Consider the following 23,439-nt stretch of genomic DNA (forward strand, 5'->3'; position numbering starts at 1 on the left):
CCAAGGAGAGTACAAGCATGTCTGACACACATAGCAGGAAAAAGGCGCAGTCCCGAATCCCGGGCAGTGCGCCCTCGCGGTTCGTCCCTTATCTGATTCCCGGTCTGATAGGCATTGTGGCCATCGTCATCGTGCCCATCTTCTGGAACATCTACCTGAGCTTCACCCGCTGGAGAGGGGTGGGGCCAACCAAATGGGTGGGTCTGCGCAACTGGCGACGGCTCATGGGCGACTCGACCTTCTGGGTCTCCTTCGGGCACACCCTCTGGATCATTGTGGCCATCGTCATCATTCCCACGGTTCTGGGCCTGCTGATCTCCTCGGCCCTGACTGATGTGATCCAGAAGAAGTTCGGCCCTCATACCTCCTCGACCCTGCGGGCCCTCTACTACCTGCCCCAGGTTCTGCCTGTGGCCGTGGCCACCATCATCATGGGCTGGATCTTCCGGCCTGAAGACGGTGCGGTCAACGACCTGCTGACCAAGATCGGCCTGGGCGGATTGGCCCACAACTGGCTGGGTTCGACCACCACGGCCCTGCCCATCCTCATGGTCATCCTGATCTGGATCCAGCTGGGCTATCCCATCGTCATCTTCATGTCCGGACTGCAGCGGGTGGATCCCGAGCTCTACGAGGCGGCCAGCCTGGACGGGGCCAACTGGTGGCAGAAGTTCCGCGTCATCACCCTGCCCTCCATCATTCCCGAGCTGCTGGTGGTCATCCTCACCTCCACCATCGGCGCTCTGAAGACCTTCGCTCCGGTCTATCTGCTGACCAAGGGCGGGCCCGGCACCTCCACCATGGTTCCCTCCTACTACTCCTACAACCAGTTCTTCCAGGTGCAGCAGGTAGGCTACGGCGCCGCAATCTCAACATCCCTGACCGTGGTCATCGTCATCTTCTCCATTGTCTTCACCATCGTGCAGAAGCGCGTGCAAAAGAGCATCGCCTGAGGAAGGCTAGGAAGCACATCATGAATAATCAAGCCACACTGCAAGCCGACGCCCGGGTGTCCTCCCGGCACGCCCGTAGAATCCGCACCTGGGGGAACTGGGCCGGTCTGATCCTGCTCATCGCGGGAGCTGTGATCATGCTCTTCCCCCTGCTGATCCTGGTCCTGAACGCATTCAAGACCACGGCTGACTACAACGCCACGGGCCCCCTGTCCGTGCCCGCCCACTTCAGCATGGACGGCATCATCTCCTTCTGGAACAAGAGCAATTTCCCGCTCAAACTGGGCAACTCCCTGCTGATTTCCCTGGTGGTTGCCGTGGTCGGGGTCCTGCTTTCGGTCCTCAACTCCTTCGCCCTGGGCATCGGCAGGGTCAAGGGCAACACGGTCATCCTCCTGTTCATCATGCTGGCCAACATGGTTCCCCAGGAGGCCTTGCTCTACCCGCTCTACGTCATGTTCAAGTGGATGGGCTTCTATAACTCCCAGTGGTCCATCATCATCATCTTCACCATTATTCAGAGCGCCTACGGTACTTATCTGCTTTCCTCGGTCTACGGGACCTTCCCCCAGGCCATACTGGAGGCGGCCACCGTCGACGGGGCCTCGCGCTGGCAGATTCTTCGCAAGATCGTACTGCCGGTGTCCTGGTCGACCATCAGCGTCCTCTTCGTCTTCTTCTTCATCTGGACCTGGAACGAGTACATGATTCCCATGGCCTTCCTGATGAGCGAGAAGACGCAGACCATTCCGCTGGCCTTGGCCACCATGCAAGGGCAGCACACCATGGCCGCCACCGACCTGGCCTCCGCCTCCCTGCTCAGCATCATCCCCACCATCATCTTCTTCATCTTCTTCCAGAGGAAGCTCTCGCAGGGGATAGTGGCTGGCGCTGTCAAGTAATCGCCGCCGTACACGTACACTGAAATGGCCGCCTGCCGCAAGAAGGCAGAGGAGGGGAGCGGGCGGCCCGAATATGAAAGGCAATCACAACCATGGGTATGACCATGCCGAACATCACCAACGGTCTTGAGGCGCTGACCCGCCCATCCACAGACCGCACCCGCTGCATCAACGCCGAGAACCCCCGAGGTGGCAAGGGCAGAGCGGCTATGACGGCCAGTAATCTGGGCCCCTCAAGGAAGGGGACTCCTTGCCTGAAGAACATCCCTCCCGGGAAGGACATGGTTCTGGCTGACCTGTCCGGCGCGGGCGAGATCCGTCATATCTGGATGACGGTGACCGATGCCACCTCGCCCACCGGGCCCAACGTTCTGCGCAATCTGATTCTGGAATGCTACTGGGATGGCGAACAAACGCCGTCCGTCTGCGTGCCCCTGGGTGACTTCTTCTGCTGTGGTCACGCCCAAGCCTGCCGGGTTGAGTCCGTGCCTGTGGCCGTCTATCCGCGCCGGGGCTTCAACTGCTACTGGCCCATGCCCTTCCATGACGGGGCCCGGATCGTCCTGCGCAACCGGCATAACGAGCCCATTGAGGCCTTTTTCTACCAGATCGACTACGTGGAGAAGGACGAGCTGCCCGAGGAGGTCATGACTTTCCATGCCCAGTGGCGCCGTCAGCGGGTCACCGAACTGGGTCAGGACTACGTGATCCTGGACGGGGTGCATGGCCGGGGCTCCTACGTGGGCACCTATTTGGCTCTGACCGCTCTGGAGAGCCGCTGGTGGGGGGAGGGCGAGGTCAAGGTCTACCTGGACGGAGACAAGGACTATCCCACCTGGTGTTCCACGGGCAGCGAGGACTACTTCGGCGGCGCCTGGAGCTTTGCCGGGCAGGGCGCGGATGGCCGTATGCGCGAGGCCACCTACAGCGGGGCCTACATGGGATTTCCCTTCCACTCCAGGCAGTTGGACAACCGCGAATCCCAGTACTGGGATGCCGACACCCCGGTAACCAGGGGGTTCTACCGTTGGCACATCCCCGACCCGATTATTTTCTCCAGCGATATCAAGGTGACCTTGCAGCAGATAGGTGTGGACGAACAAGGCTACTTCGAACGTCAGGATGATCTGGCCAGCGTGGCCTATTGGTACCAGCAGGAGCCCCATAAGCCCTTCCCGCAGAACGTGCTGGAGACGGGGGAGCGGGACCGCCGACCCCGTTGATTGGCTCAGGCGGCCTCCTGCTTCTGTCTGCTGATGGAGGCGCGATCGATCAGCCTGGGGCGCTCCAGTAGGACTCGTCCAGCCAGAGAAGCCCCCTCCTCCACAGCCTGTGTCAGCAGATCCGCAGCCTTGGCGCACAGTGAGCGGGGGGTAAGTGGCATCTCAGAGATACCCTGAAGCTCAAGAGTATGGCTGACCTTGCCTGCAGCGCAGGACAGAACAGCCACGTCATCGGGAATGCTCATGCCGTCTGAGTGCATGCGGACCACCACAGTGTCCAGTAGGGAGGGGCGGATCTGGCCGATCAGACCATCAATGTGGCCGTGATGGATGATGTCCAGCACTCGCTGGGTGTAGGCCAGATCGCTGCCGGTAGGGCCCGGTTCAAGCTGCAGATCCATCCCCAGACGGCAGGCCCAGGTTTTAAGACTGCGTAGCAGGATGAGGCGGAAGCCGGACCCGCGCCGGTATTCGCCCTCCAGATCCTCCAGAAAGAGCAGGCGTTTGCGTCCCGCTCTGGCCATGGCTTCCACCGCCATACGACCCATCAGGTCAAAGTCCAGATCCACACAGGCGCATGCTGTGTGCTGCCGAGGCAACCCCAGTGCCACGCAGGGGCGTCCATACGAGGCGGCCTGGGCGGCGCGGATGTCATCGTCCACCAGATCCATCAGCACCACGCCGTCGGCCAGATTGCTACGGGTGACCCGCCGGATATCTTCAACGCCATTCTCGGCAGTCAGCAACAGGGAGTCATAGCCCCGGGCATGCTCGCAACTGGCCATCTCGATGAAGTAGTCCGCGTATGAGGCCCGGTTCTGACCGGGTCGGAGCGGGGCGCTCAGAGCGACGATCTGATTGCGCTTGGCCCGCAGCATCCTGGCGCCGGCATCCGGGGCGTAGTCCAGTTCGTCGGCGGCCTGCATGATCCGCTGGTAGGTTCCGGGAGAGACGGGACGTTTGCCGGAGAAGGCATAGGAGACTGTGCTGACCGAGACCCCGGCCCTTCTGGCGACGTCGCGTATGTCGGACATGGGTTCAGCGGCTCAGGTCCCAGGTGCTGCCAGCGGGTGTGTCAGCCACGGTCACGCCGGCCGCCGTCAGCTGGTCCCGGATGGCATCGGCACGGGCGAAGTCATGATCTTTTCGTGCTTGATTGCGTTCCTGCAACTGCTGGCCTACCAAGGCATCCAGGGTGTTCATGGCTCGATCGTCATGGTTGTCTGCAGCTCCTGCCCAGTGCGGATCGAGGGGATCAAGTCCAAATACGTCCAGCATGGCTCTGACCTGGAGCAGGGCATTGGCCAGCCACTTCCGGTCCGGGGTCTCAGAATCGGCATCCATAGCCGCGTTGGCTTGACGAATCAGTGCGTAAAGGGCAGCCAGGCCGCCAGAGACGTTGATGTCGTCATTCATGGCCTGCACAAAGTCTTCCGGCAGATCGTCCGCGTCCAGTCCAGTCACGCGGTCACGCTCGGGCTGTGCTCCCAGGATCCGACCGACCCGGTCCACGAAGTTGCTGATGCGCTCGTAGGCGCCTTCGGCCTCCTGCAAGGATTGGTCTGACCATTCCAGCATGGACCGGTACTGCACCGAGACCAGAGCGTAGCGCACCACCCAGGCAGGATGCTGCGACAGTACCTGGTCCACGGACAGCCCGTTGCCCAGGGACTTGCTCATCTTCTCGCCCTTCTGGGTCACCCATGCGGTGTGCATCCATCGATGGGCGAATCCCCAACCAGCCGCGTGCGACTGGGCCATCTCGTTCTCGTGATGGGGGAATCGGAGATCAAGACCGCCTCCGTGGATGTCGAAATCCGCACCCAGATAGCGGTGGCTCATGGCCGAGCATTCCAGATGCCAGCCTGGCCGACCTGTGCCGAAGGGGGTTTGCCAGCGGGCCGTGGGCGGATCGGTGGGCTTGGGTGCCTTCCAAAGTGCGAAGTCACGGGGGTCACGCTTGCCTGGCTCCTCCTCGGTGTCGTTATTCTGCCCATCGGTGTCGATACTGGGTCCCAGCCGGTCGTTGGCGGCGGCCTGCTCGTCAGCGGGCTGGGTGCCGGTCTGCTGGTGGGTCAGGGCGCCATACTCAGGCCAGGAGGCCACGTCGAAGTAGACGTTGCCTGATGGGCGGCCCTGTTCGTCGGGCACCACATAGGCGTGGCCGCGGTCGATGATGCGCTGGATCAGGTCGATCATCTCGGGGATGTGCCCGGTGGCTCTGGGTTCATAAGTGGGTGGCAGGACTCCCATGGTTTCATAGGCGTGGGTGAATTCGCGCTCGTAGATGTAAGCCCGCTCCCACCAGCGCTGGCCGTTGGCCGCCGCCTTGGTCAGGATCTTGTCGTCAATGTCGGTCACGTTCCGGATCAGGGTCACCTGGTATCCCAGTCTGAGCAGCCAGCGTCGGATCACGTCGAAGGCCAGGGTGGTCCTGATGTGGCCAATGTGTGGCGAGCTCTGCACCGTGGCTCCGCACACATAGATGCCGACCTTGCCCGGTTCAATGGGTCTGAAGGGGGTCACCTGGTGATCGGCAGTGTCATACAGACGTAGACCAGCTGCGGCCAGACTGACTGAAGCCTTGGAATCATGCGGTTGCGAACTCGTGTCCATATCCTTGAGCCTACCAAGGCTTGCTGACTGTCCAGGGGGAAATGCCGAGCCCGCAGACTCGGTCCGACGGCATGTGTGCAAGAATGGAATCATGGCGAAACCTAGGGTGCTGGTACTCCAGCATGTGGATTGGGAAAAGCCGGGTCGCATTCTCGACAATCTTCAGGAGTGCGGGCTGGACACCGAGATCACCAATATCGTGGATGAGAAGAAGCCCGAGCTGCCGCACTCGCGTGAATTGGCGGGGCTGGTCATCATGGGCGGGCCTATGTCGGCCGATGACTACGCGCAACACCCCGGACTCAAGGCGGAGACCAAGCTGGCCAAGGCGGCGATGGCTGCCAACAAGCCCATTCTGGGAATCTGCCTGGGACATCAGATTCTGGCGCGGGCCCTGGGAGGCACCCTGATGAAGGACCAGGAGCCCGAATACGGCATGGGGCCCATCCGCTGGGTGGGGCAGGACGACGATGTGGCCATGTGGAGCAAAAACACGGATGTGCTGCACTGGCATGCCGAACAGGTCACTCTGCCGCCGGGGGCCAAGCTGCTGGCCCGCTCCCAGGCTACCAAGGTTCAGGCTTTTCGGCTGGGATCGGCCCTGGGTCTGCAGTTCCATTTGGAGGTGACGGTGCCCATCTTCGAGGAGTGGATGCAGGTGCCGAGCATGGTCGGCACGATGAAGAAGTCCAAGATCGCTAAAATGCGCGACGAATTTATCAAAGGGATGCCGCAGATGCAGCCGTTGGCCGACGCAATCTTCTCTGCTTTTGCGGCACGATGCTCGACCCAGGCCGCCCAGCTGGCCGCCGCCTGAGATTACTCCAGTTCCTCCCCGATGGTCAGCCACTCCTCCTCCAGCTGGTCCGATTGCCCGGTCAGATCTTTGAGCTTGCTGTTGAGCTCGTTGAGACCCTGGTAGTCGCCGGGGTCGTGCTCGGCCATCTGTCGCTCAAGATCCTTGCGCTGATCGGCCAGCTTGGCCAGCTTGCGTTCGATGGCGGAGGCCTGCTTGTTCAGATTTCGTCTGGCAACACGTTCGGCCTTGGCCTGATTGGGATTCCCGGCCTCCTTGGCTGATGTCTGACTTGGAGCATCCGCAGCCTCCTGGTCGGCAGACTCAACCATATCCAGGTAGTCCTGAACACCGCCGGGCAGATGAACCACCTTGCCGTTGATCAGGGCGAACTGCTGGTCGGTCACCCGCTCCAGCAGGTAGCGGTCGTGGGAGACCACGATCAGGGTGCCCGGCCATGAATCCAGCATGTCTTCCATGACGGCCAGCATGTCGGTATCCAGATCGTTGCCAGGCTCGTCCATGATCAGCACGTTGGGCTCGTCCAGTAGGATGAGCAGGAGCTGCATACGGCGCTTCTGCCCGCCAGACAGGTCGCTGATCCTGGTCATCAGCTGGGAGCTTTCAAAGCCCAGGCGCTCCATCAATTGGCTCGGGGACACCTCCTTGCCTTCGACCAGATAGGTGGGCTTGTAGCGGCTGAGGACCTCTTTGATTCGATAGCGGCCGAGCTTTTCAAGCTCATCCAGACGTTGGGTCAGCACCGCAAAGCGGACCGTCTTGCCGACCTTGACGTGTCCTGCCGTGGGAGACACACTGCCGTCAATCAGACCCAGCAGAGTGGACTTGCCTGCCCCGTTGGCGCCTACGATGCCGAATCGGTCGCCAGGGCCGATTAGCCAGGTCACGTCGTCCAGGACCTTGTGTCCGCTGATGGTAAGGGTGTCGGCCGCTGCAGTGCCCGGACGGTCCTGGCCATCTTCGCCATCCTTGTCGGGATCAGCAGCCACTGTTACTGAGCCCATCAGAGGGCGTTCGGCATGAGGGGAGGGGACCCGGTTGTCATTGCCTTCGGCGGCATCGGAGTCGGTCCCCGGATAGATTTTGGTCACGTCGACCAGGTCCACCACCTGTTTGCCCAGGCGAGAGGTGGCCATCCGCTTGAGTTCCAGGCTGTTGCGCATGGGTGGTACATCGGCGATCAGCTCCTGCGCGGCCTTGACATGGAACTTCTGCTTGGTCGATCGGGCCCGGGCGCCTCGGGTCAGCCAGGCCAGTTCCTTGCGGGCCAGGTTCCGGCGCTTGGTCTCGGCCAGATCCGCCTGACGCTCGCGCTCCACCCGCTGGAGCATATAGGCGCTGTAGCCGCCCTCGAAGGGGTCGATGGTTCCGTCATGCACCTCCCACATGGAGGTGCAGACCTCGTCCAGGAACCAGCGGTCGTGGGTGACCAGCAGTAGGGCTCCGGAATTCTTGGCCCAGCGGTTCTTCAGGTGCTCGGCCAGCCAGTGGATAGTGAGCAGGTCCAGATGATTGGTTGGCTCATCCAGGGCCAGGATGTCCCAATCCTGGAGCAGCAGCCGTGCCAAATCCACCCTGCGGCGCTGACCGCCGGACAGGGTGCCCACCTTGGCCTCCAGCTCCATGCCACCCAGAAGGGACTCGACGATTTCGCGGGATCTGGGGTCGGCGGCCCACTCGTAATCTTGTCGGTTCTCCAAGGCCGCCTTGCGGACCGTGTCCTCGTCTTTCAGGGGGTCACGCTGGTCCAGCATGCCGAAGGTGAGTCCATTGCGCATGGTCACCCGGCCCTGATCGGGTTCCTGGGTGCCTTTCAGCAGGTGCAGCAGGGTGGACTTGCCGTCGCCGTTTCGGCCCACGATGCCAATCCGGTCACCCTCGAAGATGCCCTGCGTCACATCCGTGAAGATGGTTTTGGTGGCAAAGGATAGAGCGACGTGTTCCAGACCGAGATCATAGATGGGCATGATTCCTCAATCTACCGCCAGCCTTGGATGGAATGAGCTGTGGGCTTTTCAGGGAAGGGGGATTATTGGTCCTGGTCGTTCTCCTGGTCCCGCTGACGAATTCTGTCCAGATAACCGGTTCTGTCCGCATCGGTGATAGGCCGAAGGACAGTGCAGGGGTTGCCGACCGCAACTACCTGTTCCGGTATGTCATGAGTCACGACAGACCCCGCTCCGATGACGGCTCCACGGCCAATCCGCACTCCTCCCAGGACGACCACGTGACCACCCAGCCAGGCACCCTGGCATATCTCGATGGGTCGGGCCTGGCAGGCACCAGCCTTCCGCTCCTCATAGTCCAGGGCATGGTTGGTGCAGAAGAGCCCTGCACCGGGGCCTATCCATACGTTCCTGCCTATGGTGATCGGGGCGTTGTCCAGCATGACGGCGCCGTAATTGATTAGAGTCTGACTGCCGATCCGTATGTTGCAGCCTACCTCGCATCTGAAGTCCGGGTTGATGACGACATCCTGCCCCACTTGGCCGAGCAGGTCTTCCAGAATCCTTCGGCGTTCCTGCTTCTGTCCGGGGCCGGTCCTGTTGTATTCCATGAAGAGGCTTTCGGCCCGTTCCCTTTGGCGATCGATGTCGGGGTGGGTGTCCTGATAGACCTGGCCGGATACCATCCGCTCCCATTCGATTCGGCCCGTCCTGCTCATTCCCTTCATTGCATCGTCAGTCATGGGCACCACCTTCTAGGATTTCAGAATGAGTCAGCGGCCGGTGATCTGCGAGCCCAGTACCTTCTCGCTCAGGGCCCGGGGTCCCCGAGTGACGGCCACGGCGCCCGACCGGACCAGTTCGATGATGCCGAAGGGCCGCAGCAGCCGCAGCAGGGCTTCCAACTTGCCCTCGGCCCCGGTGGCCTCAATGGTCAGGGACTCGGGGTGGACGTCGACCACGCGCACGCGGAAGAGTTTGACGATCTCCAGCACGTCGGAGCGGTTGCGTTCGTTGGCCTTGACCTTGATCATGACCAGCTCGCGCTCCACGGCCTCGTCGCCCTTGAGTTCGACGATCTTGAGCACATGCAGGAGCTTGTTGAGCTGCTTGATGATCTGCTCCAGCGGGACGGCCTCCACGTCTGCCGTGACCGTAATCCGGGAGATATCGTCCCGCTCAGTGGACGATACAGACAGGGAGTTGATATTGAAGGCGCGCCGGGCGAACAGGCCGGCCACCCTGGCCAGGACGCCAGGACGGTTCTCGACCAGAACGGAAAGGGTGTGCCGTTCGGAACCGGGCTTGGATGCTGGATAATTGGCCATGTGGTGCCCCTTTCCTACTTGTTCATGCGACCGGCGGCGTCGCTGGCCATGGCTGCTCGATCGGCTCCGGTCTGCTCATGCGGCTCGGGCTGCTCCTGCTCCGGACGGATGCCGGCCAGGGGTTGCACGCCAGGCTTATAGATGATGGTGTCATTGGAGGCGCCTGCCGGGACCATGGGCCATACCATGGCATCCTTCCAGACGCGGAAGTCGATCAGGACCGGTCGGTCGGTCACTGCGTTGGCCTTGTCGATGGCCTCAAGGGCCTGCTCCTGGGTAAAGGCCCGCAGTCCCAGGCAGCCATAGGCCTCGGCCAGTTTGACGAAGTCGGGGATGCCGTTGCCGTCCGTGGGCTTTGCGCCGCCGTCCTCCAGGTTGGTCTGGGAATAGTGGCTGCCATAGAAGAGGGTCTGCCACTGACGGACCATGCCGTAGACCGAGTTGTTGAGTATGGCGATGCGGATGGGCAGTCCCGCCTGCCCGGCCGTGGCCAGCTCCTCGGAGGTCATCTGGAAGGAGCCGTCTCCGTCAATCAGCCAGACGGGCCGCGGGTCTTCCTCTTCCCTGGTGCCGATTGCTGTTCCTATTGCAGCGGGCAGGCCGTAACCCATGGTCCCCAGTCCGCAGGAGGAGACCCAGGAGCGGGTGCGTTCGAAGTCGATGAACTGGCTGGCCCACATCTGGTGCTGGCCCACGCCGGATACCCAGATGGTATCCGGATCGGCCTTGTTGCTCAAGGTCTGAACCACCCACTGGGGGGCCAGGGTGCCGTCTGGGCTGGGTTCAAAGGTGGTGGGGTAGTCGTGCCGCCAGCCGTCGATCAGCCGCCACCAGGGCTTGAGGTCGGGCTTGCCCCAGGTGCGTTGGGCCGCCTTGAGCGCCGGAATCAGGTCGTCCAGCACCTGGCCCACGTCCCCGACGATGGGTACGTCTGCCTGCCGGTTCTTGCCGATCTCGGCCGGGTCGATGTCGATGTGGATGACCCGGGCCACCGGAGCGAAGTCCTCCAGGCTGCCGGTCACCCGGTCGTCGAAGCGTGTGCCCACGGCCACCAGCAGGTCGGAGTGTTGGATGGCCCCGTTGGCGGCCACCGTGCCGTGCATGCCGGGCATTCCCAGAACTGCAGGATCGGAGTCGGGCACGATGCCTCGCGCAGGCAGGGTGGTGACCATGGGGGCACCGGTGGCTCGAACGAGCTCCTGGACCTGTCGACGGGCATCTGACCGGACTGCTCCGCCGCCCACATACAGGACCGGCCTGTGTGACTGGACCAGGAGCCGGGCGGCATCATCCAGGACGTGTCCATGGGCCCGCGTCACCGGGTTGTAGCCGGGCAGGATCATCTCCTGGGGCCAGGAGTAGAGCATTTTGCCGTTCTGAGCCGTCTTGCTCAGGTCTACCACTACCGGGCCCGGCCTTCCCGAGCGGGCGATGTGGTAGGCCTCAGTCATGACCCGGGGGATGTCCTGGGCCTTGGTCACCAGATAGGAGTGCTTGGCCACCGGGTAGGTGATGCCCACGATGTCGGCCTCCTGGAAGGCGTCGGTGCCGATGGAGTCCACGCCCACCTGGCCGGTCACCACCACCAGGGGAACCGAGTCCATCATGGCATCGGCTATGGGGGTGACCATATTGGTGGCTCCAGGTCCGGAGGTCACCAGGCAGACCCCCACCTTGCCCGTGGAGACGGCGTAGCCCTCGGCAGCATGCCCTGCGGCCTGCTCGTGGCGGGTCAGTGTGAAGTTGAAGCGCACCTGTTCATCAATGGCGTCATAGGCGGGCAGAATGGCCCCTCCTGGAACGCCGAAGACCTGGGTGACCCCCAGGTCCTCCAGGGACCGAATAAGCGCCTGGGCTCCCGTCATGGGCTCGCCCTGGGCGGGGACATCCTTGTCGTCGTGGTCCCAGTTCCTGGGTACCGAGCTGAACGCTTGCAGAGGTGTCGGCAGACTCATCTTTCCTCTCGACCTCCAGACTGCGCGCCGACCTGCGGCCGTGCATGTCGAAATACGAACCTGTCGGAGCGTCGGCGGGGTGGGCGGACGATTCCCGATCAGGAGGAGGCACCTATGCCGTTCGTGACGGCGTACCTCCGGGTTATGCCCATAGTCTAAACAGGGGTCTGGTCGGGGCGTGGCGGCAGTACCGCATGCCGGAATTCCGGCTCGAACTTCAGGCTGATTGCTCGGCGCGCAGGGCCGCAAGCAGATTCTGATCGTCCAGCCGCTTCCACCCCTGGGCGGCAGCAGCCAGCTGGGCCTTCCGCTTGCTGCTGGCCCGGCCTTTGCCGATCACGGTCCCGCCGTCCTCCAGTCGCAGTTCGGCGGTGAAGACCTGGGCGTATTCCGGCCCGGAGACCGCCATGGCGTACCGGGGCTCGCCCAAGCCCAGCTTGTGGGCCTTGACGGTGATCGAGGTCTTCCAATCCAGTGCTGGCCCCTCGGTGGCCACCTCGGCCAGGGTGTCGTCAAGAAGGGTATGGACGGTGGTCCTGGCCCCCTCGATGCCGTGCTCCACAAATACCGACCCGATCAGTGACTCGACGGTGTCGCAGAGTATGGAGTCCTTGTCGGCCCCGCCGTTTTCGCTCTCTCCCCGGCCCAGAAGAATATACTGCCCCAGATGCAGCTTCTCCCTGGCGATGGCCGACAGGGCTTCCTCGGAGACCGCCTTGGCCCGCATCTTGGCCAGTTGGCCCTCGGTCATGTCCGGATGGACCTTGTACAGGGTCTCGGTGGCCACCAGTTCCAGAACCGCGTCGCCCAGGAACTCCAGCCGTTCGTTGTTGGGCATGCCTGGGTGCTCATGGGCGAAGGAGCGATGGGTCAGGGCGTGCACCAGCAACTCCGGGCTGATCCTGCCACCTAGGGCCTGGAAGAGATCCTCAGCCGCCTGGTTGCCGGAATCCACTTGCTCCTGTTCCTCCTGCTGCATATGGTCTTTCTCGCTTTCCCGGCCTTGCCGTCTGATGATATGGAAAAACCCCTGCCACCCGTCGATGGCCGGGGTTCTCTCATTGCGTGTCGATCGCCGATCGGCTCACTTGCTGAACTGCGAGCGAATGGCGTCGCGGTAGACGCGCCCGCGGTACATGCCGCAGCTGGGGCATGCCATGTGCGGCAGCGCAGGAGCTCCGCAGTTGGGGCAGGTCACCGTAGCGGCGGCCTGGGTCTTCCAGTTGGCGCGCCGGGAATGGGTGTTGGCGCGCGAGGTCTTGTACTTTGGCAGTGCCATATTGTCCTCTGTTTCGATCGAATACTTCGAGCTTAAGCGTAGAGCAGTCTACCGCAACCTCCGGTCATTCGCCAGCCTGGCCGGCGCTGCCGGGGTTCTCCTCATGCTCCAGACGCTGCTTCAGGCCCTCCAGGGCCGCCCAGCGGTCGTCCATTATCTCGTGGTGGTGATCGGGATGGTCATTCAGATCCATGCCGCACTGGGGGCACAGGCCCCGGCAGTCGGGTCGGCACAGGGGCTGCAGGGGAAGGGCCTCCACCAGGGTGTCACGCAGGAGGGCCTCCAAATCCATAAAGGCGCCTCCGCTGACCAGAGGATAGGTCTGGCCGCTGGCCTCGTCCTGTTCGGCCAGAATCTCCTCCTTGCCATGGGTCGGCTCTGGTTCGGGCTCCTTGTAGGGGAAGAAGACCACCGGATCGTCCTGGATGCTGGTATTGACGGGCCTCAGGCAGCGGGTGCATTCGGTGTTCAAAGGCACGCTGATGTGGGCCTGCAACAAAAGGCCGTCCACCAGGGAGTCGATGTCACCCTCCACATGCACGGGCGTTCCTGCAGGGATGCCCACCACCTGGTCGCCGATGCCTTCCGGGGCTGGAAAATCACGGTCCACCCGGGTGCTCTGCCCTGCTCGCGTCGACACCTGAGCCACTGAAACCGCCCAGGGGGAATCCTCCGGTCTGCTCATCCCTGCGTCTCCTCTCCTTGGTCCGGAGCTGACGCGTTCATGCTACGCGCCGCCTCTTGCTCACGCTGGTGGAGAACCTCCAGGCCGGCACGCACATCCTGACCCATCTTGTCCAACTGGGTATCAAGCTCGCCCATGACCTGGGCGGCGTAGCCATTGGCTCCCTGGACCAGACGGTCTGCCTGGGCCTGGGCCGTGTCAATGATGGTCTGGGCATTCTGCCGGGCTATGGCCACCACATTCTCCTGGCCGGCCAGGAAGCGTGCCTGCTCGCCGGCCTCCTTGACGATGCCCGCAGCTCGACTCTGGGCATCGGATATGGTGGCGTTGGCCTGGGTCTGTGCCGTGTTCAGCCGACGCTCCGCCTCCCTCATAAGCGCCGAGGCCCGCTCCAGTTGCACCGGCAGCATTTTCTTGAGCTCGTTGAGGTCGTCGGACAGCTCGTCCCGGTCCACCTTGACCAGTCCCGGGCTGAAAATAGGGGCCTTGGCCTCATCCAGCATGGCCTGGATCCGGTCGATGATGTCATAGACGGTGGTGAATTCCGATCGAGGATTCCCGCTCTCGCTTCTATCCTCCTGCAGGTCGGGCAGGTCCTTCATGTCGACTGCGTGCCTGGGAGCGCTTGCTCTGGTCGAGTCATCGATAGGCTCGTTATCGTCCCTTTCCTGGGTCTGCTCGTTCATCATTGGCTCTTTTCCGTGTGCGGTGTGTCCCTGTGCAATGTGCCTATCAGTGCGTTCACGACGCTGTCGGGGACCATACCGGTGATGTCCCCTCCGTGTCTGGCCACGTCCTTGACGATGGTGCTGGAGATGTGCTCCCGCACCGGATCGGCTGGCAGAAAGAGCGTTTCAACCCCGGACAGCTTGCGATTGACCAAGGCCATACCCAGCTCGGCCTCATAGTCCCCGTTCTGCCTCAGGCCCTTGACGATGACCGAGGCGCCCACCTTACGGCAGTAGTCGGTGATAAGACCATCTGTAGAGGCTACGGTGATGTTCGGATACCCGTCCTCGTCCAGGGCCCGGCGGATCATGGCCACCCGCTCCTGTTCGCTGAACATGGGGGTCTTGGCGGCGTTGACGGCCACAACCACGTGGACCGTCTCGAAGAAGCAGGCGCAACGTTCGATCACATCCATGTGGCCGGAAGTGACCGGATCGTATGAGCCAGGGCATACAGCGATAGTCATGATTCTCAGCGTAGCGCGTCATAGGGAGCGAACGTGCAGCTCGCCGCCGTACCATAGATGTCATGACTGCAAGCAAGAGCATTCGCATGGAGGATCCAGAGCGGGAGCAGAACCCCGACCAGGGCACCGGTACGGCCGTTCTGGACCGTCCGGACACCGAGACCGCCGAGAAAACCCGGCTGAACGACCAGGGCGATGCCGACCGGTTCGCCCACTACGTCTCCCGTGAGCGCATCGCCGAGTCCAAGCTGACCGGCCGGCCTGTCGTGGCTCTCTGCGGCAAGGTCTGGGTGCCCAAGCATGACCCCTCCCAGTATCCGGTTTGCCCGGACTGCAAGCGCATCTACGAACAGATGACCGGCGGCAGCCACTGATCGCTACCGAGCGGTCCAGGCTCCTTCAGGACTGTTTGCCCAGGGCGATCCGATCAATCGTCTCCAGCTCTTCCTGGCTGAAATCGGCCGACTGCACAGCCTTGAGATTGTCCAGAATCTGCTCGGGCTTGGAGGCGCCAATGAGCACCGAGGTGACAGCGGGGTCCCTGAGCAGCCATGCCAGAGCCATCTCTGCCAGACTCTGGCCGCGTTGACGGGCCAGGTCGTTCAGCGCCTGGATCTGCTTCAGCCGCTGTGGGGTCAGGGCGGACTCCTTGAGGAAGCGACCGTCGGCACGAATTCGGCTGTCCTCGGGAATCCCATGCAGGTAGCGGTCGGTCAGTAGTCCCTGGGCCAGCGGGCTGAAGGTGATCAGTCCCTTTCTTTCTTTCAACACCGCCTGTTTGAGACCGTTGTCCTCGATGGTTCTGTCGAAGATGGAATAGCGGTTCTGGTTGATGACGAAGGGAACGTGCATCTCGGTCAGGATGGCTGAGGCCCGCTTCATGGTCGGCCCATCGTAGTTGGACAGTCCCACGTAGAGGGCCTTGCCGCTGGTGATCGCCTGGGCCAAGGCACCCATGGTCTCTTCCAGAGGCGTGTCCGGGTCGGGGCGGTGGTGGTAGAAGATATCCACATAGTCGAGTCCCAGCCGTTTCAGACTCTGGTCCAGTCCGGACAGCAGATGCTTGCGTGAGCCGAGGTCCCCATAAGGGCCGGGCCACATTTCATAACCGGCCTTGGTGGAAATGACCAGCTCCTGGCGGTGGTGGCTGAAGCATCTGTGCAGGATGATTCCCATGTTGCGCTCGGCGGCGCCTGGTCCGGGACCGTAATTGTCGGCCAGGTCGAAGTGGGTGATGCCATGGTCGAAGGCCGTCGTGCACAGCTCCTGCATACGTTCCAGGGGCGTGGTGTCACCGAAGTTGTGCCAGCAGCCCAGGCAGATGGGCGGCAGTTTCAGGCCGCTGTCGCCGCAGCGCCGGTAGGTTGTGGAATCGTATCGGCTCGGGTCGGGCTGGTAGGTTTCGGATTGCACGCTCATCAGATGCTCCTCACTAGGGTGGGCAGGACCGGTTCGCCTTTCATCAGGCTCAGGGCGTTGATGGGCATTTCCTCAAGGGCCTTGGCCCGATGCTCCCGGGCATCCAGAACGGCCTGCCCACCCTGGTACTCTGGCATGCTCTGGCCATGGTCCACATAGGTGACCAGCAGATCCCGCCAGTCCTGCTCAGGCTTATAGGCTGCCAGAGCCTCCTCGGCACCCGAAATGACGTGCTCGGCGTCGGCCACTCCGTTGTGGTAGGAGCGGTAGGCCAGCTTGCGCCCCGGCACCGAAGCCTTGCCCACCGACTTCTTGGCGACGGCCTGCATAACCCCGTCGGAGTTCTCCCGCTCGGTCAGTTTGTAGACCATGGCGCAGGTGGGGGCTCCCGAACCGGTGACCAGCATGGTGCCCACCCCGTAGGAATCAACCGGAGCGTCCTGCAGGGAGGCGATGGCGTACTCGTCCAGATCGTTGGTGACGGTGATGGTGGCCTTGGTGGCTCCCAGTGAGTCCAGCTGGGCGCGGACCTGCTGGGCCAGCGAGCCCAGGTCTCCGGAGTCGATGCGGACCCCTCCCAGCTCTGGTCCGGCTACCTCGACAGCCGTCCTTACGGCCTCCTCGATGGAGTAGGTGTCTGTCAGCAGGGTGGTTCCCTTGCCTAGAGCCTGAATCTGCCCTTGGAAGGCCTCGCGCTCGCTGTCATGCAGGAGGGTGAATGAATGGGCTGCGGTTCCGATGGCCTTGAAACCGTATTCTTTGGCTGCCAGCAGGTTTGAGGTTCCTTGGAATCCGCCGACTATGGCCGCTCTGGCCGCCGCCACGGCCGCATACTCGTTGGCCCGGCGCGCGCCCATGTCCATGCAGGGCCGGCCCTTTGCCGCGGTGACCATGCGGGAGGCAGCCGATGCCACAGCCGAGTCGTAGTTGAGTATGGACAGAATCAGGGTCTCCAGCAGGGTGCACTCGCCGAAACTGCCTTCGACCTGCAGAATGGGGGAGTCGGGGAAGAATATCTCGCCCTCCCGATAGCCGCGTATGGTACCGGTGAAGCGGAAGTGCTCCAACCAGTCGATGGTGGTCTGGCTGACGATGTGACGGTCGGACAAAAAGCGGAGCTCATCCTCGCTGGGGTGGAAATTCGCCAGCGCATCCAGAATCCGCCCAGTGCCTGCTACCACCCCGTAGCGGCGTCCTGCCGGCAGATGTCGGGTGTAGACCTCGAAGACGGATTGGCGTCCGGCCGTGCCGTCCTGCAAGGCGGCGTCCAGCATGGTGTATTCGTACATATCGGTCATCAGAGCCGTGGAGGTTCCGGTGTCCCTACTGTTGTTTTCGGCGTTCATATCTTCCCCTTTGTGGGTGGAAAAGCCCTTGGTTGGCACCCAGTCTAATCCTCTGACCACCTGGCTCGCCCTGCCCTCCCAAGGTCGGGATAAGCTGGTCCGCATGAGATTCGTTGTGGGCATCTACCGATTGCTGATCGCCTTTTTCTGCCTGGGCGGCACCTACGAGGCCTGGCTGCTGGGGATCGGCAATAAGTGGGTCTACTTTACCTTCCAGACCAATATCGCCTTAGGCCTGGTCATGCTCTGGGCCGGAGCGGCCACCCTGCTCAAGGGCATCCAGCCGCCAGCTTGGCTCAAAGGCTGCCTGACACTCTACATCGTCATCACCGGGTTGGTGGCCATTCTGGTTCTGGGGCTGAACAGCACGGATTACAAGCTGGTCCTGGGCATCCGGACCACATGGATGATTCACGTCATCAGCCCCATCCTGGCATCGTTGGATTTCCTCTTGTTCGACCCTCATCGTCGTTTCCACTGGCACAACGTACTTACCTGGCTGATCTATTTCCCCTTCTACGTAGCTTTTGTGCTGATCAGGGCCGCCATTTGGCCTCATTCAGGACCGGAGCCGGGCGGAAACCCCTACCCCTATGCCTTCTTGGACCTCAGACACCTGGGCTGGGCCCAGTTGATGGTTAACCTGGCTGAGTACCTGGTCGTCTTCTTCGCCCTATCGCTGGTCATCTTCCTGATTGATCGCATCCTGCCGGCCAAGACACCGCTGACCATTGATCGGTAGACGGCTGACGGAATAATGGGGACCAGACCAGGGGAGCCTGGGCGGAACGGAAAGGATCATCACTGATGGTTGCTATCAAGGACATGCTCCAGGAGGGTGCCGTGCTGCGGCCTGACGGCAGGGCGGCTGATGAGTTACGACCGGTCGTCATCACCAGGCATTGGACGGAGGCTCCTGAGGGTTCGGTGCTGATCGAGTGTGGCAAGACCCGGGTTATGTGCACCGCCTCCTTTACCCCGACGCTGCCCCGTTGGCGCAAGGACTCCGGCCTGGGTTGGGTTACGGCCGAGTATGCCATGCTTCCCAGGGCCACCAGCGACCGGACTGCACGAGAATCGGTCCGGGGAAAGGTCGGCGGGCGCACCCAGGAGATCAGCCGGCTGATAGGCCGTTGCCTGCGCGGTGTGGTGGATATGAAGGCTCTGGGCGAGAATCAGATTCAGCTTGACTGCGACGTGCTTCAGGCCGACGGCGGCACTCGTACCGCCTCAGTCACCGGCGCCTATGTAGCCATGGTCGATGCCCTCAGATGGGCCCAGGACCACCATCACATTCGTAGCGCCGACAAGGTGACCAAGGATTGCGTCTCGGCCGTCTCGGTGGGCATCATCGATGGCAAGCCCATGCTGGACCTTCCCTATTTGGAAGACAGCCGGGCCATGACCGATATGAACGTGTCAATGACAGGCTCCGGCGATTTCATAGAGATACAGGGAACGGCGGAGCATCGCCCCTTCAGCCGTCAAGAGCTCGGCCTTTTGCTGGACCTTGCATCCAAGGGGAACAAGGAGCTTCAGGCCGCTCAGCGCAAGGCTCTCGCAGCTGACTGACGCCCGGGGCGGGCATTTTAGCGAAAAGGATCGGTATGGGGCAGGTCAAAACAGTGGTTGTGGCCACACACAACGAGGGCAAACTAGGTGAGCTTCGTTGCATACTTGACGGTTTCCTGGCCGATGAGGGTCAGAGGATTGAGTTGGTTTCGGCCGGCCAGTTGGGCCTGCCCGATCCGGTGGAGACCGGCACTACTTTTCAGGAGAACGCCCTTCTCAAGGCTGGGCAGGCTGCCCATGAGTCCGGTCTGCCCGCGCTGGCGGACGACTCGGGGCTGGTCGTTGATGTGATGGGCGCCGCCCCGGGGATCCTTTCGGCAAGATGGAGCGGCCGCCACGGCGACGACCAGGCCAACTTGGAGCTCTTGCTGAACCAGCTGAACGACATTCCTGACGACCACAGGGGAGGGCGGTTTGTCTGTGCTGCCGCCCTGGTCGTTCCGGATGTGCCAGGATATGCCGTCCGTGGGTGCCAGGTGACTAGGCTTGGCGAGATGCCTGGAACCATCATCCACCAGGCACGTGGGGAAAACGGGTTCGGCTACGACCCGATCTTCGTACCGAGGGATCAGCCGCAGGGCACCGGCAAACAGCGACTGCTAACCTCGGCGGAAATGACCTCGGACCAGAAGAATGCCATATCGCACAGGGGCAAAGCATTGGCAGCCATCATGCCGATTCTCGTCAGCTGGGTGCTGGGGGACGGCCATATAAAAGGCTGATAGGCCTGGCGGAGTCAACACCGTGAAAGGCCGTGGAATACCGGCTGTGAAAACACCCTATTTGAATCCCAGATTACGCCTTCAATTTCGGTACCCTTAAAGCAAGTAAGGGGGATAGAAGACACCGTAAATGAAGATGCGGCACTTGTGATCTAAGGTTTCGTGGCCTGCACTGGGGACATATCAAGCGTGCAGTCCATCTGATCCTGGAGATGGTCTCATCGTGGTGTGGGGGGTAGCGTGTTGAAGCATTTGCAAGAACGGGGCACTAAGGGTCCACAGCATGTGGATCGCCCTATCATCGCTGTTTTGATAACTCTTTTGGCGACGCTGGCCATGGTCGTTCCCCTTGGGTTGAGCGCTCTGTCGGCAAACCAGGCCAATGCCACCGATGCGCAAGGCGCAACAGCAAGCGCAAAGCCGTTGCTCTATAAACTTCTGGCTTATAATGACAAAATCGATTCCTACGAGGATGAGCTGCGCATGGACTTCATCCTGCGTGTGAAGCATGGCGCATTCGATCCACAATGCCAAAACGGGGATGATTCCTCTGCGGCTGGAACGCAAACTTGTGCATTGTCTTTCTTCTACGAATTCGAGGGAGAGACCAACAAAACGCACTATCGGCGACTGCGTTATATGCAGACCATACCGTCAGACAGCAGTGATCCCAACAATCCAACTTCTATTGCCAACCCTGGCGCTGGTGCAGTGAAATGGGCATATAACCAGGGCGAATACTTCACGGTCCATAAGGTGATCAACTCCGGCCTTTATGATTTTCTGGTAATCTCCATTGAAGGCGATTTGTCTTATGGAGACAAAAACGATAATCCGCAATATTATCAGGCGGGAGGCTATCCTCAGCCGCTCAACCTCTATGCGGTTGTTGGTCCGCAGAATACTTTGACCTGCGGCTCTTCCCCGTGGGATTATAATGGTGATGATTGCTATGACTTCCATCCTGAATCTTTGGTCGGTTTAGGCGATACGGTCTCCAACATCACTGCAGATGAGGGGAAAAACATAAAGCTGTACATGGGCGATTGCTACGCCAACGATCCGAACCGCTGTAGCGGGCCTGCATCCTTTGTCGGCTGGGACAATTATCCGGTGCTGTGGAGCGGGCATCAGGCCAACTGGGGCCTGGTAACCGATTATGGGCTTTCAGTTGATCTGGGAAACAATCAGAGCAAACCCTATAACCCAGGGGTGGCACCACCAAACTCCTTCTTTGTCTATTGGTTCAATGTCCGAGGCGGGAGCAATATATGCTCCAAGACCGATTCTTACTACTACCAGTGGGTTGGTCTTAAAAACAGCCAGTGGATGCCTGTCGATTCCTTGACCCCCAAACCCGTACTGTTAGGCAATAAACAACAAATCAGTAAGAACAATGCAAAGACAACCTCCTGGGGCATTCAATACGATGTGGGAACCAACAACGCTAATAATTCCGGCGTTCAAGCCTCGAATATGGCGCAGCCGGCGACAGGTCCAGCAAACGAGCTGAACGTGAACGCAGCGAATCCGACTGGTCCGCAGGCAAAAGACGGGTCAATCGATTTCAAACGCATTACGGAACAAGAGGGCTTCGACGGGTACTTCAAGCTGGTCACCTGGCCTGTGACCAGGAATATGGATGACACCGGCACCAGCAACAACTGCACGGTCAACCCAGAAGTATACAACCCAATGCGAGTGGGTCTTGCCGGCATAACGGACGATATGGATGCTACGCAAAAGGATAAGAATCTGGACACGGGATGGACCATTGACACTGCCTTCTATAAGTATGATGTGCCACGTCCCAACGATCCGACCATAACCAACATCCAGAATGATGCCGACGGCTCCTTGAATGCCTCGGGGAGCGTCTATACCGGCACGCTTGATCCGGTGGTCAGCGGTGAGTGCACTCCCTCCAAAGACGACACGCATCCCAACACGGTTACCCTTTATGGCGAGGATCCCAGCAAACCCTTCAAGGAAGGGCAGAGTAAGAGCAGTGACGACTTGGTGAAAAGCTCGGACAACTGGGGGTTCAAACTGGGAGAGACCGTATGTAAGGTCGATCCCAAGAGCAAGCAGGGAGGGTCCTGGCAGATACAGGACACCAACAAGCAGTATCCGTCGCCTGATCCCGGCAATAAGTATAACGGCTACAGGCGCTATCACGCCTGGGTAACTGAGTCAGCCTCCGGGTTTGGTTTGACCTCGCTCTTCTCGAACATAGGAACAGCCTATTTCGTCTCCAACGAGAAGGCTCCCGACGGCAAGCTCTCTGTAACGGTGCCCCATACAAAAAACGGGAATCTGCCGGCAAACTCGGTCGTCACCTTCAAGGGCACGGTTTCACCCATATATACAGCCTGGTCTTCGGGAGGTCTGGGGATGACCGATTCCAAGATGGCCATTTCCATGAAACAGAACACTGCCTCGGACTGGACCAGTCTGGTGACCACACCGGCCAACACCTTCCAGAGGGACTCGGCGGTCAATACTACTGTGCCTTCCTTCACGGACCCCGCGTCAGGATCTGTGCTGAATGTCGTCAAGACGACGGCTTCCACATGGTCCTGGAGCTTGAACATACCAGCTGACAAATTCAAGGCCTACAACGGTGACGACGAGACAGAAAAGTATACCTTCCAGGTCAAGATGATCAACCCGCTGAATGCCCCTTCGGATCCGGTTTCCATCAATCAAAAGGTCGACATCACGCCAACCACTCTGACCTTGGAACGGTATGACGTCTTCCAAGTAGGAGGGAAAGCATACAAGTATGTCAACGGTAATACAAGGATTCCTGAGACCAAAGGCACTCTGGTCCATATAACCTGGCTCGGCAATACAAGCACCGATGTCGCTGTGGGAGACCAGGGTTCATGGCAGGCGAGTACCCCTGAGGGGATAAACAAGGGGGTAATCACTGCCCAGGTTTCTTCCGATGATGCTGAAAGCGCTGATCCTCAAAGCGGCAACTTCAAGGGAGGAAACGAGTCAGCCACAGTGTCGCACGAGCTGGAATTCCGGCCCTCCAATGCCTCCCTGCCCCTTACTGGAGGATGGCCGCTTTCCGTGCTCAAGATACTGTCGATGCTGGCACTGGGTCTGGTCGGCTTTGTCGCCTGTCTAAGGAACAGGCAAGAGAGCCGATACTGATTCCGCGGCATAAGGCAGGGTCTGCGCTCGTATCCATGGAATTTGGGGTATGAGCGCAGGCCCTGCTTGTGTTTCCTGTGCGCGAGATGGGACTCGAACCCACACGTCCGAAGACACAGGAACCTAAATCCTGCGCGGCTACCATTACGCCACTCGCGCGTACGACATACCTCGCCGTTTAAAAAGCAGCTGGTAGAAGAGCCACTTGACAGAATCGAACTGTCGACCTTCTCATTACGAGTGAGACGCTCTGCCAACTGAGCTAAAGTGGCCTTCGCCTCCCCTCCGGACATACCGGAAGAAGACAACATGCTAC

The 23,439-nt window shown here is 60.9% G+C and carries 22 protein-coding genes and 2 tRNA genes; 9 read left to right on the forward strand and 15 right to left on the reverse strand.

The window, feature by feature from the left end:
- The first annotated feature begins 17 nt into the window (after nt 1-17).
- From H3T90_RS06565 to H3T90_RS06575, 3 genes are all read left to right on the forward strand, one after another.
- Nucleotides 18-953 carry a carbohydrate ABC transporter permease gene (locus tag H3T90_RS06565; RefSeq protein WP_024627639.1) on the forward strand — a complete coding sequence of 312 codons (936 nt, stop codon included), beginning with the start codon at nt 18-20 and terminating at the stop codon, nt 951-953.
- Nucleotides 954-973: 20 nt separating this feature from the next.
- Nucleotides 974-1,855 carry a carbohydrate ABC transporter permease gene (locus H3T90_RS06570; protein ID WP_046322455.1) on the forward strand — a complete coding sequence of 294 codons (882 nt, stop codon included), beginning with the start codon at nt 974-976 and terminating at the stop codon, nt 1,853-1,855.
- 98 nt (nt 1,856-1,953) lie between these two features.
- Entirely contained in the window at nt 1,954-3,078 is a 1,125-nt protein-coding gene (locus H3T90_RS06575; protein ID WP_232350633.1) for a glycoside hydrolase family 172 protein, read from the forward strand.
- Between the two features lie 5 nt (nt 3,079-3,083).
- On the opposite strand, the gene H3T90_RS06580 is transcribed toward H3T90_RS06575, so the two are convergent.
- Together H3T90_RS06580 and cysS are read right to left on the reverse strand one after the other, a co-directional pair.
- Entirely contained in the window at nt 3,084-4,112 is a 1,029-nt protein-coding gene (locus H3T90_RS06580; RefSeq protein ID WP_198229993.1) for a LacI family DNA-binding transcriptional regulator, read from the reverse strand.
- 4 nt (nt 4,113-4,116) lie between these two features.
- Nucleotides 4,117-5,694 (reverse strand): cysteine--tRNA ligase, encoded by a 1,578-nt coding sequence (gene cysS / locus H3T90_RS06585; RefSeq protein WP_198229994.1) that lies wholly within the window; start codon nt 5,692-5,694, stop codon nt 4,117-4,119.
- Nucleotides 5,695-5,785: 91 nt separating this feature from the next.
- On the opposite strand from cysS, the gene H3T90_RS06590 reads away from it, so the two are divergent.
- Entirely contained in the window at nt 5,786-6,511 is a 726-nt protein-coding gene (locus tag H3T90_RS06590; RefSeq protein WP_198229995.1) for a type 1 glutamine amidotransferase, read from the forward strand.
- Nucleotides 6,512-6,513: 2 nt separating this feature from the next.
- On the opposite strand, the gene H3T90_RS06595 is transcribed toward H3T90_RS06590, so the two are convergent.
- The 9 genes from H3T90_RS06595 to coaD form a co-directional block, all read right to left on the reverse strand.
- Nucleotides 6,514-8,478 carry an ATP-binding cassette domain-containing protein gene (locus H3T90_RS06595; RefSeq protein WP_198229996.1) on the reverse strand — a complete coding sequence of 655 codons (1,965 nt, stop codon included), beginning with the start codon at nt 8,476-8,478 and terminating at the stop codon, nt 6,514-6,516.
- Between the two features lie 62 nt (nt 8,479-8,540).
- On the reverse strand, nt 8,541-9,200 hold the full coding sequence (locus H3T90_RS06600; RefSeq protein ID WP_198229997.1) for a sugar O-acetyltransferase: 660 nt from the start codon (nt 9,198-9,200) through the stop codon (nt 8,541-8,543).
- 30 nt (nt 9,201-9,230) lie between these two features.
- Nucleotides 9,231-9,785, reverse strand: a complete 555-nt coding sequence (gene ilvN / locus H3T90_RS06605; RefSeq protein WP_015021375.1) for an acetolactate synthase small subunit — start codon at nt 9,783-9,785, stop codon at nt 9,231-9,233.
- Nucleotides 9,786-9,799: 14 nt separating this feature from the next.
- The gene (locus H3T90_RS06610; protein ID WP_198229998.1) at nt 9,800-11,740 is read right to left on the reverse strand and encodes an acetolactate synthase large subunit; all 1,941 of its coding nucleotides are present in this window, start codon (nt 11,738-11,740) and stop codon (nt 9,800-9,802) included.
- A gap of 217 nt (nt 11,741-11,957) precedes the next feature.
- Nucleotides 11,958-12,719 (reverse strand): ribonuclease III, encoded by a 762-nt coding sequence (gene rnc, locus H3T90_RS06615; RefSeq protein ID WP_198229999.1) that lies wholly within the window; start codon nt 12,717-12,719, stop codon nt 11,958-11,960.
- Nucleotides 12,720-12,824: 105 nt separating this feature from the next.
- Nucleotides 12,825-13,019: a 50S ribosomal protein L32 gene (rpmF, locus tag H3T90_RS06620; RefSeq protein WP_015021378.1), complete on the reverse strand. Its 195-nt coding sequence runs from the start codon at nt 13,017-13,019 to the stop codon at nt 12,825-12,827.
- Nucleotides 13,020-13,083: 64 nt separating this feature from the next.
- Entirely contained in the window at nt 13,084-13,704 is a 621-nt protein-coding gene (locus H3T90_RS06625; protein WP_198230000.1) for a YceD family protein, read from the reverse strand.
- Nucleotides 13,701-14,393 (reverse strand): SPFH domain-containing protein, encoded by a 693-nt coding sequence (locus H3T90_RS06630; protein WP_198230001.1) that lies wholly within the window; start codon nt 14,391-14,393, stop codon nt 13,701-13,703. The genes H3T90_RS06625 and H3T90_RS06630 overlap by 4 nt, the downstream gene beginning before the upstream one ends.
- The gene (coaD, locus tag H3T90_RS06635) at nt 14,390-14,899 is read right to left on the reverse strand and encodes a pantetheine-phosphate adenylyltransferase (RefSeq protein ID WP_144178058.1); all 510 of its coding nucleotides are present in this window, start codon (nt 14,897-14,899) and stop codon (nt 14,390-14,392) included. Before coaD ends, H3T90_RS06630 begins: the two co-directional genes overlap by 4 nt.
- 62 nt (nt 14,900-14,961) lie before the next feature.
- On the opposite strand from coaD, the gene H3T90_RS06640 reads away from it, so the two are divergent.
- Nucleotides 14,962-15,273, forward strand: a complete 312-nt coding sequence (locus H3T90_RS06640; RefSeq protein WP_024627652.1) for a DUF3039 domain-containing protein — start codon at nt 14,962-14,964, stop codon at nt 15,271-15,273.
- A gap of 25 nt (nt 15,274-15,298) precedes the next feature.
- On the opposite strand, the gene H3T90_RS06645 is transcribed toward H3T90_RS06640, so the two are convergent.
- Complete coding sequence (locus tag H3T90_RS06645) at nt 15,299-16,318, reverse strand: aldo/keto reductase (RefSeq protein WP_198230002.1); 1,020 nt, start codon at nt 16,316-16,318, stop codon at nt 15,299-15,301.
- Entirely contained in the window at nt 16,318-17,664 is a 1,347-nt protein-coding gene (locus H3T90_RS06650) for a nicotinate phosphoribosyltransferase (RefSeq protein WP_198230003.1), read from the reverse strand. The genes H3T90_RS06645 and H3T90_RS06650 overlap by 1 nt, the downstream gene beginning before the upstream one ends.
- Before the next feature lie 103 nt (nt 17,665-17,767).
- Here H3T90_RS06650 and H3T90_RS06655 point away from each other — a divergent pair, with 103 nt between their 5' ends.
- The 4 genes from H3T90_RS06655 (at nt 17,768) to H3T90_RS06670 (ending at nt 23,123) form a co-directional block, all read left to right on the forward strand.
- Nucleotides 17,768-18,406 carry a Pr6Pr family membrane protein gene (locus H3T90_RS06655; protein ID WP_198230048.1) on the forward strand — a complete coding sequence of 213 codons (639 nt, stop codon included), beginning with the start codon at nt 17,768-17,770 and terminating at the stop codon, nt 18,404-18,406.
- Between the two features lie 65 nt (nt 18,407-18,471).
- Entirely contained in the window at nt 18,472-19,236 is a 765-nt protein-coding gene (gene rph / locus H3T90_RS06660; RefSeq protein WP_046322477.1) for a ribonuclease PH, read from the forward strand.
- Nucleotides 19,237-19,271: 35 nt separating this feature from the next.
- Entirely contained in the window at nt 19,272-19,958 is a 687-nt protein-coding gene (locus tag H3T90_RS06665) for a non-canonical purine NTP pyrophosphatase (RefSeq protein WP_198230004.1), read from the forward strand.
- Between the two features lie 285 nt (nt 19,959-20,243).
- Nucleotides 20,244-23,123 (forward strand): hypothetical protein, encoded by a 2,880-nt coding sequence (locus tag H3T90_RS06670; RefSeq protein ID WP_332468244.1) that lies wholly within the window; start codon nt 20,244-20,246, stop codon nt 23,121-23,123.
- Nucleotides 23,124-23,201: 78 nt separating this feature from the next.
- Here H3T90_RS06670 and H3T90_RS06675 read toward each other — a convergent pair.
- Together H3T90_RS06675 and H3T90_RS06680 are read right to left on the reverse strand one after the other, a co-directional pair.
- Nucleotides 23,202-23,282, reverse strand: a tRNA-Leu gene (locus H3T90_RS06675).
- Nucleotides 23,283-23,322: 40 nt separating this feature from the next.
- Nucleotides 23,323-23,395 (reverse strand) — tRNA-Thr (locus H3T90_RS06680).
- Between the last annotated feature and the right edge of the window lie 44 nt (nt 23,396-23,439).

The sequence above is a fragment of the Bifidobacterium polysaccharolyticum genome, assembly GCF_016101585.1.
GTDB classification, from domain to species: Bacteria; Actinomycetota; Actinomycetes; order Actinomycetales; family Bifidobacteriaceae; genus Bombiscardovia; species Bombiscardovia polysaccharolytica.

Excerpts from the sequence above, each read along its gene's own strand:
- H3T90_RS06565 (WP_024627639.1), top strand. The coding sequence starts at position 18 with ATGTCTGACACACATAGCAGGAAAAAGGCGCAGTCCCGAATCCCGGGC.
- H3T90_RS06570 (WP_046322455.1), top strand. The coding sequence starts at position 974 with ATGAATAATCAAGCCACACTGCAAGCCGACGCCCGGGTGTCCTCCCGG.
- H3T90_RS06575 (WP_232350633.1), top strand. The coding sequence starts at position 1,954 with ATGACCATGCCGAACATCACCAACGGTCTTGAGGCGCTGACCCGCCCA.
- H3T90_RS06580 (WP_198229993.1), bottom strand. The coding sequence starts at position 4,112 with ATGTCCGACATACGCGACGTCGCCAGAAGGGCCGGGGTCTCGGTCAGC.
- cysS (WP_198229994.1), bottom strand. The coding sequence starts at position 5,694 with ATGGACACGAGTTCGCAACCGCATGATTCCAAGGCTTCAGTCAGTCTG.
- H3T90_RS06590 (WP_198229995.1), top strand. The coding sequence starts at position 5,786 with ATGGCGAAACCTAGGGTGCTGGTACTCCAGCATGTGGATTGGGAAAAG.
- H3T90_RS06595 (WP_198229996.1), bottom strand. The coding sequence starts at position 8,478 with ATGCCCATCTATGATCTCGGTCTGGAACACGTCGCTCTATCCTTTGCC.
- H3T90_RS06600 (WP_198229997.1), bottom strand. The coding sequence starts at position 9,200 with ATGACTGACGATGCAATGAAGGGAATGAGCAGGACGGGCCGAATCGAA.
- ilvN (WP_015021375.1), bottom strand. The coding sequence starts at position 9,785 with ATGGCCAATTATCCAGCATCCAAGCCCGGTTCCGAACGGCACACCCTT.
- H3T90_RS06610 (WP_198229998.1), bottom strand. The coding sequence starts at position 11,740 with ATGAGTCTGCCGACACCTCTGCAAGCGTTCAGCTCGGTACCCAGGAAC.
- rnc (WP_198229999.1), bottom strand. The coding sequence starts at position 12,719 with ATGCAGCAGGAGGAACAGGAGCAAGTGGATTCCGGCAACCAGGCGGCT.
- rpmF (WP_015021378.1), bottom strand. The coding sequence starts at position 13,019 with ATGGCACTGCCAAAGTACAAGACCTCGCGCGCCAACACCCATTCCCGG.
- H3T90_RS06625 (WP_198230000.1), bottom strand. The coding sequence starts at position 13,704 with ATGAGCAGACCGGAGGATTCCCCCTGGGCGGTTTCAGTGGCTCAGGTG.
- H3T90_RS06630 (WP_198230001.1), bottom strand. The coding sequence starts at position 14,393 with ATGATGAACGAGCAGACCCAGGAAAGGGACGATAACGAGCCTATCGAT.
- coaD (WP_144178058.1), bottom strand. The coding sequence starts at position 14,899 with ATGACTATCGCTGTATGCCCTGGCTCATACGATCCGGTCACTTCCGGC.
- H3T90_RS06640 (WP_024627652.1), top strand. The coding sequence starts at position 14,962 with ATGACTGCAAGCAAGAGCATTCGCATGGAGGATCCAGAGCGGGAGCAG.
- H3T90_RS06645 (WP_198230002.1), bottom strand. The coding sequence starts at position 16,318 with ATGAGCGTGCAATCCGAAACCTACCAGCCCGACCCGAGCCGATACGAT.
- H3T90_RS06650 (WP_198230003.1), bottom strand. The coding sequence starts at position 17,664 with ATGAACGCCGAAAACAACAGTAGGGACACCGGAACCTCCACGGCTCTG.
- H3T90_RS06655 (WP_198230048.1), top strand. The coding sequence starts at position 17,768 with ATGAGATTCGTTGTGGGCATCTACCGATTGCTGATCGCCTTTTTCTGC.
- rph (WP_046322477.1), top strand. The coding sequence starts at position 18,472 with ATGGTTGCTATCAAGGACATGCTCCAGGAGGGTGCCGTGCTGCGGCCT.
- H3T90_RS06665 (WP_198230004.1), top strand. The coding sequence starts at position 19,272 with ATGGGGCAGGTCAAAACAGTGGTTGTGGCCACACACAACGAGGGCAAA.